The following is a 13543-nucleotide window of genomic DNA, read 5'->3' as shown; positions in this document are numbered from 1 at the left end:
ACCGTGCCGTAGGCGCGCGAAAGGACCGCGAGATGAGCGATTTCGATGTTCTGGACTGCCACCACCATGTAGCCGACGTTTTCGGGCCGTCTGGTGCCGGTCCCGATGGTGACGGAGGCCTTGTCGGAGACCGGGAGACACGCCTGGCCACGATGGACCGCAACGGCATCGGCCAGGCGGTGGTGATCCCCGGGCACAGCTACCTGCGGCCGAACGGGCTGGCCGACACCCGCCGCGTCAACGACACCGTCGCCGCCTACCGCGACGCGGCGCCCGACCGCTTCCCGGCCGCGGTCGGCGTCACCGAACCGCTGTACGGCCACGCGGGACTCGGCGAGATCGACCGCTGCGCCGACGAACTCGGCCTGCGCGGCATCAGCATCCACGCCCGCTTCCACGGCGTCTCCGTCGGCTCGCCGCTCGTCCGCGCCATCGTCGAACGCTGCGGCGAACGCGGCCTCGTCCCCTTCGTCCACGCGATCGGCGAAGCGGCGAACGAAGCCCTGTGGCAAGTCCAGGAACTCGGACGGGACTTCTCCGACCTCACCCTGGTCGTGCTGGACGCGTTCTCCTCGTTCGAGCAGTGCCAACAGGCGCTCTCGGTCGGCGAGTTGGCCCCGAACCTCGTCTTCGACACCTCGCTGGCCTACACCTTCGACCTGGTCGAGCCGTTCGTACGCCGCCACGGCGCGTCCCGCCTGGTCTTCGGCACCGACCTCTACTCGGCACCCCTCGGCTACCGCCGCACCCACGTCCTCGGCCAGATCCTCGACTCCGACCTGCCCGACGACGACAAGCGGCAGATCCTCGCCGCCAACACCCGGCGCATCCTGAACCTGCCGAACGGAGAGGCCGCCGCATGAAGTTCGCCACCGGCACCACCGTCAAGAACTTCGACGACTACGCCGCCTGGCTCGACGTCGCCGCCGACTGCGGGTACGCCATGCTCACCACCGGCGATTCGCAGTCCCTGTGGGCCGACCCCTACGTCTCCCTCGCCTTCGCCGCGCAGCGCACCACCACCCAGCGCCTCGGCATCACCGTCTCCAACCCCAGGACCCGCCACCCGGCCGTCGCCGCGTCCGCCGCCTCCGCGCTCCAGCACATCAGCGGCGGCCGGTTCGTCCTCGGCATCGCCTCCGGGGACTCGGCGCTGCGCAACATCGGCGTACGGCCCGGCACCGTCGACGAGACCGAGACATACGTGCGCACCGTCCGCGCCCTCACACGCGGCGACCACGCCACCTGGCAGGACACCGACCTGGTCCAACGCTGGGCGCCGGCCGCGACTCCCGTGTGGATGGCCGCCGAAGGCCCCCGCACACTGCGCGCGGCCGGACGCAGCGCCGACGGGGTGATCCTGTCGAACTCGCTGACGCGCGAGGCTTACGCGCGCAACCTCGCGCACATCACCCAAGGCGCCGCCGAGGCGGGACGCGACATCGCCGACATCGAGATCTGGTGCATGGCCAACGTCGTCCCCGCCGCCACCGAGGCCGAAGGCATCGCCCAGGTCCGCTCCGTCCTCGCGGGCACCGCCAACCACGTCTTCCGCTTCACCACCGAAGGCAAGGGACTGCCCGACGCGTTGGTGCCCAAGATCGAGGAACTCAAGCGTCGCTACGACTCCACCCACCACGCCTCACCCGAGACCGCGGCGCACAACGCCGCCCTCGTCGACGAACTCGGCCTGACCGCCTGGCTCGCGGGCCACTCCACCGTCGCCGGGCCGATCGGACACTGCACCGAACGCCTCGCAGAGATCGAGGAATTCGGCATCCGCAACATCATCGTCGCCCAGTTCGTCCCCGACCAGATCACCTTCATGCGCACCTTCGCCGACGAAGTCGTCAGCCGCCTGTCCTGACCACCCGGCACCGCACCGGCACCTGCCATCACCAGTGGCTCACAGTCCGGGTCGACGAACTCAAAGCCATGGGCGACGCCGCGTTCGGCCTCTTCCACCCCATGATGGGCGGCATCCCCCCGCAACTCGCCTGGGAGAGCCTCAAGCTCCTGGGAACCGACGTCATCCCCAACCTCTGACGCCGGCACTGTTGCGCGGGGACCGCTTCTGGCCCGCGACGTCCCGCCCCAGGGTGGCCAGGTGCTGATCAGGACTCCTGAACTTGGGCGCTGGGCGGTCCTGGAGTTCTGAGGCGCTGACGCAGTCGGCCGCGTCTGGCTCGGTGCGGTGACGGTTCGGCTCGGCGGCCGTCTCGCCATCTCCGGTGCCGGCGTGTTCGGCGCCGGCACCGGCGTCTGGATGGCATTCGTCATCCGCGTGTGCGGGTGGCATCGGAGCGGCCGCGGCGTGCCGGAACGGACTACGTGCTGCGGGTCAGCATCGCGGCGTCGATGGCCTCGGCGATCAGGGTGGCGCCGCGGGTGTTCTGGTGGATGTGGTCGGTAGTCAGCAGGAGACCCCGGCGCCGCGAGATCGTGTCGAGGCTGCGGCGCAGTACGGCGTGTCGGAGGAAGACACCGAGGCCCGCTGCGGGGGTCGGCTCCTGGTACGGGACCGGCGGCGGGTCCGCTCGGCGCAGTTCCTCGGTCTGGCGTTCGTGGAGCGGAAGGTAGGTCGCGTCGTGAGTGGCGGCGACCTCGGCGATCATCCGGCTGTACGCGCCGGATGCCTGGGCCGCCGGCGCATCGGGTTGCTGGCCGAGGACCGGGAGCGACAGCAGGCCGATCGTCGCGTCGGTTTCTGCTCGCAGCCGTTCGACGACGGCGCCCAGGCACTGTTGGAACCAGCCTGCCGACGGGCGCTCGGGGAGCTTTTTGCGCTTCATCGCCTGCTCGACCGGGTAGTCGGCAAGGCTCGCGCGGGCGTCGTTGGTCCCGATCAACACGGTGATCACATCGGGCGGGTTCGCCACGACGGCGTCGAGGCGTTGCAGGAGGTTGTACGCGAAGTCGCCGTTGGCGCCGAAACGGGCGAGTTGCACGTCGCCGGAAGGGTGGCGTCGTCCGAGAAGATCCAGGTAGTCGGCGCTGATCTGCGCGCGGGTGAGGCTGTCGCCGAGGCAGGCGATGCGCGTCGTCACGGCGCTTCCCGGTCGGGTGTCTCGGCGCGTTCGGCCGGGTGCAGGGTGTCGGTCCGGGGTCGGTGGTCGGTGCCGAGGCCGGCGGTGACGGTCAGGATGGACGCCGGCCCCTGCATGTCGACCGCGTGCCACACCCCGGCGGGGTTGACGGTGGCCTCGCCCGGACCGAGTACAACACGCTCGGGCGCACCGTCCACGTCGCGGGTGACCGTCACCGACCCGCTGAGGCAGACGACGAGTTCGTCGCCTGCGGGGTGGCTCTCCCAGTGGTCGCCGGGGCCGTCGCCGTCGAAGATCATCACCATGCGGCCCTCGGCGCCGTCCGCGGCGACGGCGGCGCTGTAGGCCTGGAGCACTGCCGGGTCCCAGGCGAAGCCCTCGACGGGTTGCGCCGTCGATCCCAGCCCGAGGTGCACGGGGGTCGCCCGCAGGTTGATGGCGTTGGGTTCGTGGTTGACGAGTCTCATGCCGACGAGCGTCACACGACCGCGCCCGGGCGGTCTTGAAGGAATGGGAACAGAGGAATGGGAACAGAGGACTGGGAACAGAGGACTCAGAACAGAGGACCCGGAACCTAGAACTCAGAACAGAGGACTGGGAACATCAGCCGGGGCGGCGGGCGGTCGGCGGCTACCCGGCCCCGAGGAGGACTTCGCCGCGACGCCACGCCGTCGGCGACCGGCCCGTGAACTCACTCCACTCCCGCACGAGATGGGCCTGGTCGGCGTAGCCGCACATGTCCGCCACATCGGCCCACGGGAGGGGGTCCCGCGCCGTCGCCAGCTCGTGGGCGTGCTCGAAGCGCAGGACCCGCGCGAAGGACTTCGGTGTCAGGCCCACCTCGCCGCGGAACCGTGCGGTGAGGTACCGACGGCTCCAACCCAGCTCCGCGGCGACCGCACCGACCTGGACGCGTCCCCGCGCGGCGATCATGCGGCGCCAGGCCTCGGCCACCTCGGAACGGACCGGGCGCTCACGGTCCGCCCCGGCGCCGCGGCGGACGGCTCGCAGGAACACCTCGTCCAGCGCGGTGAACCGTGCCGCCCATGTCGTCTCCGCACGGAGCCGTTCGGCCAACTCGACTCCCAGCCCTCCGAGGAGGTCGTCGAGCGGCACCAACCGGTGGGCGAGCTCGGCGGCGGGCACGCCGTACACGGCCCGGGCCCCGAGCGGTGTCAGCGCCACCTTGACACCCTGCTGGCGTCCGTCGTGACGGATCGCGACGGAGCGGGACATCAGACCGCCGGCCACACCGCCGAGCCGGGTGACGGGCGACCCGTCGTCAACGCCCGCCGCCAGCTCCAGAGGGTCTGCCAGGCTGATGACCGCGGTGAGCATGCGGCCCGGCGGGCCGCAGTGCACCCCCGCCGGGAGCCCGCGCAGGTCGAAGCCCACGTACGACTCGACGTACCGCCGCAACGCGGGCGCCGGACGTGCCCCCATGCCGGTGGCCGTGTAGTCCTCCATTTCGTGAGTGTACGAGTCTGCGAGCCCGGCAAGATCACCGAGCGGAACGCGAACCCTGTCCACCTCGAAACACCCGCCCCCGGACTGTCTCCGACGAGGACGGACGACGGGCCGCGCCCCCTTTCCGCCGCACTTGCAGTGCTTACAGCGCAGGAGACCGGCGTGCGGCGGATACGTCGTCCGCCCGGCGCGTGTGTGCTGTCGCTGGGGCGGTCCGCGCCGCGACGAAGTCGGCTTCGCCAACCGGTGCCTGGGGCCTCTTTCGCAGAGGTCGCCCGCCCACACAGCCAACTGGCCCTGGGCAGTGCACGGCGGCCGAAGACCGCGTCATGCACCAGGGTGTTTGATGCTCTCGATGATGCGGGCGAAACCGTCCGTCCCGTGGCCGGCGTCCACCTGCTGCTGGATGAGCCGCTGAACCATGGCGACCGGTTCGGGGCTGACCCCCTCTTCGGCGATTGCCTCGATGAACAGGCTGAGATTGGAGAACGTCAGGCTCTGTTGACCCGGGACCGAGTAGTCGCCGCCGTCGATGACCTCGGCGTACCCGCCGAGTTCGCCGGTCATCGCGGTCAGCCACGGCGCGGCCATCTCCGCGAACCGGCCCGCGGACACCCCCGCCGGAGCGAGCATGGCGGCACCCTGCATGAATCCCGCGAACATCACGTACATGGCCGAGAGCAGCGCGAAGTCGTACAGCGACGCCAGCCCCGCGTCCTCGCCGTAGTAGGTACCGGCCGCCCACTGCTCGAACACTGCCGTGTTCTCGCGGTACGCCTTCTCCGAACCGCTGTACAGGATCGACGCGCCGGGCTGCCCGATCATGGACGGCACCGCCATGATGCCGCCGTCCAGGTAGTCGGCCTTCGCCTGGGCCGCCCACACGGCCGACTGCCTGGCCTGCTCGGGCTTGGTCGTGGTCAGGTTGACCAGGGTCCGCCCGGCCAGGTCGTCGACGAGCGGGTCGAGTACCTCGTGCACCGAGTCGTGGTCGAACAGGCAGACGATCACCAGCCGACTCGCGCGGACCGCTTCGGCGGCGGAGGCGGCCTCGGTCGCCCCCCGCGCGACGAGCGCGTCCGCCTTCCCCGGCGAACGGTTCCACACCGTGGTTCGCATCCCGGCCTTCACCAAGGCCTCGGCAAGCGCGCTGCCCATCGCGCCCAGTCCGAGGATGCTGACGTCGGTGTCGTGGATCTGCGGCATTTCACTGCTCCCTCAGGTCGTACAGGTCGTACAGGTTTCCTTTGCGGTTCCAATCCTCATCAGACCCAATAGAGTTGACCAGTACGGACTAATTGGTGAGGTACTCACCTGAAAGTAAGTACCCCCGGCGAAATCGGAGGCGCACATGGCGACATCGGCGCGACAGGGCCCCTACATCTGCGGGATCGACGCGGCGATGGACGTCGTCGCCGGGAAGTGGAAGTCGCTGATCATCTGGGAGCTGCACGAGCACGGCATCCGCCGATTCGCCGAGCTGCGGCGCGCACTACCGGGCGTCAGCGAGAAGATGCTCGTGCAGCATCTGCGAGAGATGGAGGAGGACGGCCTCGTACACCGGGAGGTGTTCCCCGTCGTACCGCCGAAGGTCGAATACTCCCTCACCGAACACGGCAAGACCCTCAACACCGCCATGCAGTCTTTGGCCGCGTGGGGACAGGACCGAATCCAACGAATCGGCGCGCACAAAGTCGCACTCGAAAGCGCCTGAGACCGGGCGCCGAGGGCGGCGGGCTGCTCTCAGGGGTTCTCGGGCAGCGAGGCGATTGCGTGGCCTGGGCGGGCTTCCAGGGGGTGGGATTGGGCGAACTCCACGTGGCGGCGGGCGAGTCCGTGGGCTCCGTCGACGTCTCCGGCGGCGATGAGGTCGACCAGTTCGCGGTGGACGGCGAGGCCGGCGGCGATGCGTTCGGTGAAGTCGGAGCCCTCCGGGACCTCGTCCACCCAATGGCGTTCGTGAGCGGACCAGAGTGTTTCCGCGGTGCCGAGCAGTAGTTGCATCGTCGTGTTGCCGCAGAGTTCGACGAGGCCTTCGTGGAAGCGGCGGCACGCGCGTACGAAGGCCGGGAGGTCCGCGACCAACCCGACGCACTCCTCGTGCAGTTCGCGCAGGCGCGGAACCACGGCGGTCGCCCGGTCCTCGCGGGCCGCGCACATGCCCGCGCACGTCGGCTCCAGGTTGCGGACCGCCGCAGCGAGGTCTTCCAGCGGTACGCGGCGGCTGCGCAGCACGAGCCCGAACGTCCGGGCCGCGTCCACCTCACTGGGGAGCTTGACGGCCAGGCCGCCGGTGTTGCCGCGGCGTACGGTCACCAGGCCTTCCGTCTCCAGGATCCGGATCGCCTGGCGGAGCGTGTTCTGGCCGACCTGGTACTCGGCCAGCAGATCGCTCTGCTTGGGCAGCAGGTCGCCGTCGCGCATGCCGCCGTCGAGGACGCGGTCCCGCAGTACTTCGGCGAGCTCCTCGGCCACGCTCAGCCGCCGGATCCGGGTGCCGGGGGCGTTGATGCCTCCGGCCGCAGCGACGCTCACAGGCGGGTCCCTTCGTCTTGACCGCAGTCGCGCCATCGTACGCGATGGACCCCCTGTCTTGTCTGTTTTATCTAACATAGCTAAGTTAGCTGAAACAGCGAGGGAGGAACCCTGTGGACAACAAGGCAAACCTGAACGACCAGGACAGGCGCTATACGGTCATCTCGTCCGACGGCCACGCCGGTGCGGACCTGCTCGACTACCGGCCGTACCTCGCGGCCGAGCACCACGACGATTTCGATGACTGGTCGTCCCGGCTCGTCAACCCGTTCGAGTCGGAGCACCTGCTCAGCAAGGCGCAGGACTGCAACTGGGACGACGCGGTCCGCAACGCCGACCTCGAAGCCCAGGGCATCGTCGGCGAGGTCGTCTTCCCCAACACCGTGCCGCCGTTCTTCCCGCAGACGCAGTTCTTCGTGCCGCCGCCGCCGACCGACCGCCGCGCGTACGAGCAGCGCTGGGCCGGCCTCCAGGCGCACAACCGCTGGCTTGCCGACTTCTGCGCGCAGTCGCCGGGACGTCGCGCCGGCGTCGCGCAGGTCATGCTCAACGACATCGCGGACGCGGTGGCGGAGGTGCGGTGGGTGAAGGAGTCCGGCCTGTTCGGCGGGATCCTGATCCCGGGCATCCCGCCCGGCTCGCCGCTGCCCCCACTGTTCGACCGGGCGTACGACCCGATCTGGGCCGCGTGCGAGGAACTCGACGTCCCCGTCAACCTGCACAGCGGTGGCGGCGTCCCCGAATACCCGCACGACCCGCAGGGGTTGGCGGTGCTGCTCGCCGAGATCACGTGGTTCTCGAACCGCGTGCTGACGCACCTGATCTTCGGCGGCGTGTTCGAGCGGTTCCCGCGCCTGCGCGTCGCGTTCACCGAGCAGGGCTCCGCCTGGGTCACCCGCGAACTGGCGAAGCTCGACCAGTTCGTGCACGTGATGCCGCTGGACGGCACCGCCCAGCATTTCTTCGGCGGCGAGATGATCCAGGATCTGAGCCTGCTGCCCAGCGAGTACTTCGCGCGCAACTGCTTCCTCGGGTCGAGCCCGCTGCGCCCGTCCGAGTGCGCGATGCGGTACCAGATCGGCGTCGACCGGATCATGTGGGGGGCGGATTACCCGCACGCCGAGGGGACGTTCCCGTACACCCTCGAAGGCCTGCGGTTGACCTTCGCCGATGTGCCGGAGGACGAGGTACGGGCGATGCTGGCCGGAAACGCCGCCGGCTTCTACGGCTTCGACCTCGACGCCCTCGCGCCGATCGCCTCCCGGGTAGGCCCCCGCGTTGCCGACGTCGCCCGCCCGCTGCACCGCGACGAGGTACCGGCCGACGCTCTCGGCTCAGTATTCATCGACCACTTCGGCGCCGACCACCCCGCCCTCACGAGCCGCGCGGGCTAGCCGAATCGGCGGGTCCGCGCCCGCCCCCGCGGCGGGCGGACGCGGACCCGCCACGCGACGGAACTCGCGCTCGGGTGGGGACGCAAGTGCCTTCCCACCGCGAGCGAGTGCCTGCGCCAAGATCCACCAGCGTCTCCGACGAACTTTATTGGTCGGGNCCCCCCCCCCCCCCACGCGGCGGAACTCGCGCTCGGGTGGGGACGCAAGTGCCTTCCCACCGCGAGCGAGTGCCTGCGCCAAGATCCACCAGCGTCTCCGACGAACTTTATTGGTCGGGGAGTTCGCGACGACGGCTAAGGGGCCGTGAGTGGGACGGGGGTGAACATCGGGGGTTCTTGGTGGGGGTACAGGGCGGTGGGGCCGTAGAGCCAGTCGGTGAAGGTGTAGTCGTGGAAGTTGCGGTCGCGAAGTAGCTGGTTGCGGTGGGTTCGGGCGTCGCCGTCGAGGTGCCACAGGTCGCCCCAGGCACGGGCGGTGCGTTGGACGCGGCGGCAGTGTTCGGGGCGGACGGCCTGGTAGGCGGCGAGGGCGGCGGGCCAGTCGACGGTGTCGTCGGGGGTGCGGTTCTGGGCGGCGTGGTGGGCGAGGACCCAGCCGTCTTCGAGGGCCATGATGGCGCCCTGGGCGAGGTATTGGAGGGGTGGGTGTGCGGCGTCGCCGAGGAGGGCGATGCGGCCGTACACCCAGGTGTCGACGGGCTCGCGGTCGAACATGCGCCACCAGCGGTCGCGCCACATCAGGGGAATGCCGGCGCGGACGCGTTCGGAGGTCGCCGCGAAGGCGGTGTCGAGTTCGTCGGGGGTTCCCCAATCCTGGTGTCCGGCACGGGCCTTCGGGGACTCGAAGACGGCGACCTGGTTCAGCATGTCGCCGCCGCGGAGTGCGTAGTGCACGAAGTGGCAGCGCGGGCCCACGTGGACGACGACGGCGTTCGTGTCGACGGGGAACTCGCTGATGCTGTCGACGGGGACGGCGCCGCGGTAGGCGACGTACGACGAGCTGACCGGTGTGTCGCCCACGAACTGTTCGCGGGCCACTGAGTGGAGGCCGTCGGCGGCGATGACGACGTCGGCCTGTTCGGTGCGGCCGTCCGCGAGCACGACCGAGGCACGCTCGCCGTCTTGCCGGTACGCGGTGACCCGGCTGTCGGTGGCGAGGCCGACTCCGGCCCGGCGGCACGCTCGCAGCAGGACGGCGTGCAGGTCGCTGCGGTGGATGACGACGTACGGGAACCCGTAGCGCCGCTCCACGTCGCGCAGGTCGAGCCGGGTGAGTTCGGCGTCGTCGACGGCGTCGAACATCACCATCGTGTCGGGGACGACGCCGAGTTGCCTGACCTCGTCGAGCAGGCCGTACTCGTGCAGAATCCGGGTGCAGTTGGGGGCCAACTGGAGACCGGCACCGACCTCGCCGAACTCCGATGCCTGCTCCAGGACTTGTACGCGCAGTCCGGCGGTGGCCAGGGCAAGGGCGGCGCCGAGGCCGCCGATTCCGCCGCCTACGACCATCGCGTCGGCCTTCTCCCTGGACCTTGTCGTGTCTCGGGTCATCACGTGCGTCCTTACAGCCATGCGGGGAGTTCGGGGGCCGGTGCGCCCGCGTCGGTCGGAACGGCCGTCGCGCGCCCGGTCAGGTAGGCGCAGATTGTGGGGAGGGGTTGGGAGATTGAAATGTGTGTCGGGCTGCGGTCGAGATTGACCGTCCAGGTGTGGTTGCGGTCGGTTGCGGTGAGTGTGAGGACGGGGACGGGCGCACCGTCGTGTTTGGCTGCGGCTTCGGCGGCCAGGCGGGTGAGGAAGTCGGCCGGCAGGTCGGCGAATTCGATACCCGCGTCGAGGTCGACCGCGTGTACGCAGACTTCGCGCGCGCGGAGCCAGGGGATCTCGCTCGCGGGGACGACGCGGCCCTGGGCGGTGACGACTTCGTGGTCCCACTGGGCGGCGGTAAGTGCCGACAGATCGGTGTCCAAGGTCGCGGCCGAGCGGGTGAGCCAGTCGTTGAGCGCAGGTGCGGTCATGGTGGTTCCGCGTTCGATCCCGGCGCGGCGCTCCTCGGGCGTGGCGTACATCGGCGTCGGTTCGCCGGTGGCGGCCCAGTGCACGAGGTTGCGGAGCGCGTCGGCATTGGCGGCGATGTGCGCGGCGAGGTGCCTGCGGGTCCACCCCGGAAGCGGTGTCGGGGCACCGTAGGCCGATTCGTCGAACGCGGCGCAGGCACCGAGGAGTTGCCCCGTGCCGATCCGCGCCCAGCGCAGCGCCTCGTCGGGGACGCCGCTCACCGGGCGTCCCGGACAACGCGGTTGACGAGGCGGCCGATGCCCTTGATCTCGGCGACGACGGTCTCGCCCTCGCCCAGGTAGCGGTGCGGGGTACGGGCGTGCCCGACGCCGCCGGGCGTTCCGGTGGCGATGAGGTCACCGGGGTTGAGGCGGATGACCGTGGAGACGTACTCGACCAGGGCGACCGGGTCGAAGAGCAGGTCGCCCGTGGTGTCGGCCTGCATGACCTCGTCGCCGACCGTGAGCTGTACGTCCAGCACGGGGCGTACACCGCCGGGCAGTTCGTCCGGTGTCACGAGGAACGGGCCGACGGGCGTGGACGCGTCCCACATCTTGCCCTGCAACCACTCTCGTGTGCGGAACTGCCAGTCACGGCACGTGACGTCGTTGAGCACCGTGAACCCCGCGATCGCGGCCTCGGCTTCGGCGGTGGTGGCGCGGCGCACCGGTCCGCCGACGACGACGGCGAGTTCGACCTCCCAGTCCAGTTCTTCGGTCTCGGCGGGGTGCGGGATGTCGTCGTGCGCGCCGGTGAGGCAGTCGGCGAACTTCGCGAACAGCGTCGGGTGGCTGGGGAGTTCGCGGCCCATCTCGCGGATGTGGTTCTGGTAGTTGAGTCCCACGCAGATCACCTTGGAGGGGGTCGGCACGACCGGGGCGAAGTCGGCGTGGGAGAGGTCGTATCGGACGGCGTCGGGGGCCACGCCACCCTCAGCGAGCGCCGCCACCCGCTCCCGCCAGTCCGGTTCGGCGAGCAGCGCGCCGACGTCGGTGCGGCCGAGGTCGACCAGTTCCTCCCCGGCGAGCAGCACGGCGCGGGTGCCGGAGGGGGTACGCAGGGTGGCGAGCTTCATCGGTTGTCCTCGTCGGTGCCGGAAACGAATTGGGGATCGGGCGCGGAAACGTGCCGGGAATCGGGCACAGGAGCGGGCTGGGAAACGTGCCGGGAATCGGGTACGGACAGGGAAAAATGCGGGGGATCGGGCGCAGAAGCGGGCTGGGAAAAGTGCCGGGAATCGGGCGCGGGAACGGGCTGGGGCACGTGCCGGGAATCGGGCACGGGATCGCGCCGGCCAAGATGCCGGGAAGCGTGCTCGGAAACGGCCGAGCGGTGCAGCCGCAGCGCCTCGAAGATCGGCGCGTCGGAGAACCGGAACAGGTCGAGTGCCCCGCTGTCGGAGTCGGTGGTCCCGGCCTCCGAGCGCGCCGAGAAGGGCGTCCAGGACGGGACCACGAACAGGTCGCCGCGCGCGACGGACCACGTCCGGCCGCCGACCGTGACCGTCCCCGACCCGTCGAAGACCTGGAACACCGATGAACCGGTCTCGCGCACCGGCGCCGTCTCGGCCCCACGTGCCACGCGGTGGAACTCGGCGCGGATCGTCGGAAGGACGTCGGCGCCGGTCGCCGGGTCCGTGTACCGGACGGCGGCGTGGCCGGGCTCGACGGTGCCGCCGAACCCCTCCTTCTCCAGGGCGAGTTGGTCGTCCAGCGCACGGTCCGTGACGGACCATTTGTAGGAGAGCAGCGGCGTACCGGCACCCGCGGCGGTCGCGGAGAGCGGACGCAACCCCGGGTGGCCCCAAAGGCGTTCCGAACGGGAGCGTTTCGGCGTGACGCGCTCGGCGTCCCCGATCCGGTCGCGGCCGAACTCGAAGAACTGCGTCTCGGCGCCGTACTGGAACGGGATGTCCAGGCCGTCGATCCACGCCATCGGGGCGTCGGTGGCGTTGTGGTGGGCGTGCCAGTTCCAGCCCGCCTGGGGCAGGAAGTCGCCGCGGTTCATCGGCACCGGGTCGCCGCCGACGACCGTCCACACGCCGGAGCCCTCGACGACGAAGCGGAACGCGTGTTGTGTGTGCCGGTGTTCGGGGGCGTCCTCCCCCGGCATCAGGTACTGGATGGCCGCCCAGAGCGTCGGCGTCGCGAAGGGGCGGCCCCCGAGGCCCGGGTTCGCGAGCGCGATGGCCCGCCGCTCGCCGCCGCGGCCGACCGGAACCAGGTCGCCCGCCTGCTCGGCGAGCCGGAGCAGGTTGCGCCACCGCCAGAGGTGGGGTTCGGCGCGCGAGCGCGGATGGGCGGGCATGAGGTCGCCGATCTGGGTCCACAGCGGGACTAGGCGTTCTTCGTCGAATCCCCGGTAGAGCGCTTCGAGGGCCGGTGTGACCTCCGGCTGATCCGGTGCGGCGACGGCGCGCAGCCTGGCGCGGGCGGCCTCGGTGGGATTGGCGGTCATGCGTCCACCGTGCCGCCTTGACGCTCCGCGGAAAACGAGATTCTGGTTGGCAGAACGTACGTTGGAGACGGCTACCCCGGACGGACCCCGCGCAGCCCCCTGACAAGCCATTGAAATGGGAGAACCGCGCCTTCGAGCGCCCCGATCCGGCGGAGCTGCGCACCGAACTCGCACGCGTCTCCCGCAGGCTCCGCGGTCAACGACGGCCGCTCCGAACGCGGCCTGGTCGCGATCGGGGTGGCGGTGCACGACCCGGACGGGGTGCCGATCGCCGCCCTGTCGGTCTCGATGCCGAGCATCCGCTGCCACAAGACGCAGATCCCCCGACCGGTCAACACGCTGCGGACCGAAGTGGGTCGACCCCCCACTGCCTTCGCGGACCACCGTGCCCACGTTGATCATTCACGGCCGCGACGACCGGGTCGTTTCGTACGAGGTCTCGTTGCAGTTGCTCGCGCTCGTCCCGGACAGCCGCCTCGTGCTGCTCAACCGGTGCGGGCACTGGGTGATGATCGAGCACGCGGACGAATTCAACCGACTGATGGCCGATTTCGTCCGGAACGCGTGACCGGCGGCGGGTCAGGAC

At 70.4% G+C, this 13543-nt stretch carries 13 protein-coding genes and 1 pseudogene; 5 read left to right on the top strand and 9 right to left on the bottom strand.

Features of this window, described 5'->3' with window-relative positions; all coding sequences use genetic code 11:
* Positions 1 to 32 precede the first annotated feature (32 nt).
* Positions 33 to 863, top strand: a complete 831-nt coding sequence (locus tag ACRX5S_RS21450) for an amidohydrolase family protein (RefSeq protein ID WP_436774627.1) — start codon at positions 33 to 35, stop codon at positions 861 to 863.
* Positions 860 to 1867 (top strand): LLM class flavin-dependent oxidoreductase, encoded by a 1008-nt coding sequence (locus ACRX5S_RS21445; protein WP_436774626.1) that lies wholly within the window; start codon positions 860 to 862, stop codon positions 1865 to 1867. Before ACRX5S_RS21450 ends, ACRX5S_RS21445 begins: the two co-directional genes overlap by 4 nt.
* 460 nt (positions 1868 to 2327) lie before the next feature.
* Here the strand turns inward: ACRX5S_RS21445 and ACRX5S_RS21440 are convergent, their stop codons facing one another.
* The 4 genes from ACRX5S_RS21440 to ACRX5S_RS21425 all read right to left on the bottom strand — a co-directional run bounded on the left by ACRX5S_RS21440 (position 2328) and on the right by ACRX5S_RS21425 (position 5720).
* Positions 2328 to 3047 (bottom strand): SGNH/GDSL hydrolase family protein, encoded by a 720-nt coding sequence (locus tag ACRX5S_RS21440; RefSeq protein ID WP_436774625.1) that lies wholly within the window; start codon positions 3045 to 3047, stop codon positions 2328 to 2330.
* On the bottom strand, positions 3044 to 3514 hold the full coding sequence (locus tag ACRX5S_RS21435; protein WP_436774624.1) for a cupin domain-containing protein: 471 nt from the start codon (positions 3512 to 3514) through the stop codon (positions 3044 to 3046). Before ACRX5S_RS21435 ends, ACRX5S_RS21440 begins: the two co-directional genes overlap by 4 nt.
* Before the next feature lie 163 nt (positions 3515 to 3677).
* Positions 3678 to 4514 carry a helix-turn-helix domain-containing protein gene (locus tag ACRX5S_RS21430; RefSeq protein ID WP_436774623.1) on the bottom strand — a complete coding sequence of 279 codons (837 nt, stop codon included), beginning with the start codon at positions 4512 to 4514 and terminating at the stop codon, positions 3678 to 3680.
* Between the two features lie 327 nt (positions 4515 to 4841).
* The gene (locus ACRX5S_RS21425) at positions 4842 to 5720 is read right to left on the bottom strand and encodes an NAD(P)-dependent oxidoreductase (protein WP_436774622.1); all 879 of its coding nucleotides are present in this window, start codon (positions 5718 to 5720) and stop codon (positions 4842 to 4844) included.
* A 145-nt stretch (positions 5721 to 5865) separates the two neighbouring features.
* On the opposite strand from ACRX5S_RS21425, the gene ACRX5S_RS21420 reads away from it, so the two are divergent.
* Positions 5866 to 6228, top strand: a complete 363-nt coding sequence (locus ACRX5S_RS21420) for a winged helix-turn-helix transcriptional regulator (protein WP_436774621.1) — start codon at positions 5866 to 5868, stop codon at positions 6226 to 6228.
* Positions 6229 to 6257: 29 nt separating this feature from the next.
* On the opposite strand, the gene ACRX5S_RS21415 is transcribed toward ACRX5S_RS21420, so the two are convergent.
* On the bottom strand, positions 6258 to 7049 hold the full coding sequence (locus ACRX5S_RS21415) for a FadR/GntR family transcriptional regulator (RefSeq protein ID WP_436774620.1): 792 nt from the start codon (positions 7047 to 7049) through the stop codon (positions 6258 to 6260).
* A 113-nt stretch (positions 7050 to 7162) separates the two neighbouring features.
* On the opposite strand from ACRX5S_RS21415, the gene ACRX5S_RS21410 reads away from it, so the two are divergent.
* On the top strand, positions 7163 to 8443 hold the full coding sequence (locus tag ACRX5S_RS21410; protein WP_436774619.1) for an amidohydrolase family protein: 1281 nt from the start codon (positions 7163 to 7165) through the stop codon (positions 8441 to 8443).
* 293 nt (positions 8444 to 8736) lie between these two features.
* Here the strand turns inward: ACRX5S_RS21410 and ACRX5S_RS21405 are convergent, their stop codons facing one another.
* The 4 genes and pseudogenes from ACRX5S_RS21405 to ACRX5S_RS21390 form a co-directional block, all read right to left on the bottom strand.
* Entirely contained in the window at positions 8737 to 9993 is a 1257-nt protein-coding gene (locus ACRX5S_RS21405; protein ID WP_436774618.1) for an FAD-dependent oxidoreductase, read from the bottom strand.
* 11 nt (positions 9994 to 10004) lie between these two features.
* Complete coding sequence (locus tag ACRX5S_RS21400; RefSeq protein WP_436774617.1) at positions 10005 to 10721, bottom strand: maleylpyruvate isomerase family mycothiol-dependent enzyme; 717 nt, start codon at positions 10719 to 10721, stop codon at positions 10005 to 10007.
* Positions 10718 to 11575, bottom strand: coding sequence for a fumarylacetoacetate hydrolase family protein (locus ACRX5S_RS21395; protein ID WP_436774616.1), 858 nt, complete (start codon positions 11573 to 11575; stop codon positions 10718 to 10720). Before ACRX5S_RS21395 ends, ACRX5S_RS21400 begins: the two co-directional genes overlap by 4 nt.
* 251 nt (positions 11576 to 11826) lie before the next feature.
* Positions 11827 to 12957 (bottom strand): annotated as a pseudogene (locus tag ACRX5S_RS21390) (cupin domain-containing protein); the annotation flags it as partial.
* Positions 12958 to 13072: 115 nt separating this feature from the next.
* Between ACRX5S_RS21390 and ACRX5S_RS21385 the strand changes: the two are divergent.
* Positions 13073 to 13525: an alpha/beta fold hydrolase gene (locus ACRX5S_RS21385; RefSeq protein ID WP_436774615.1), complete on the top strand. Its 453-nt coding sequence runs from the start codon at positions 13073 to 13075 to the stop codon at positions 13523 to 13525.
* The last annotated feature ends 18 nt before the right edge of the window (positions 13526 to 13543 follow it).

It is taken from the genome of Yinghuangia sp. YIM S09857, from assembly GCF_051388915.1.
In the GTDB taxonomy this organism is placed as follows: Bacteria; Actinomycetota; Actinomycetes; order Streptomycetales; family Streptomycetaceae; genus Yinghuangia.
This window is presented reverse-complemented; position numbering and strand designations above follow the sequence as displayed.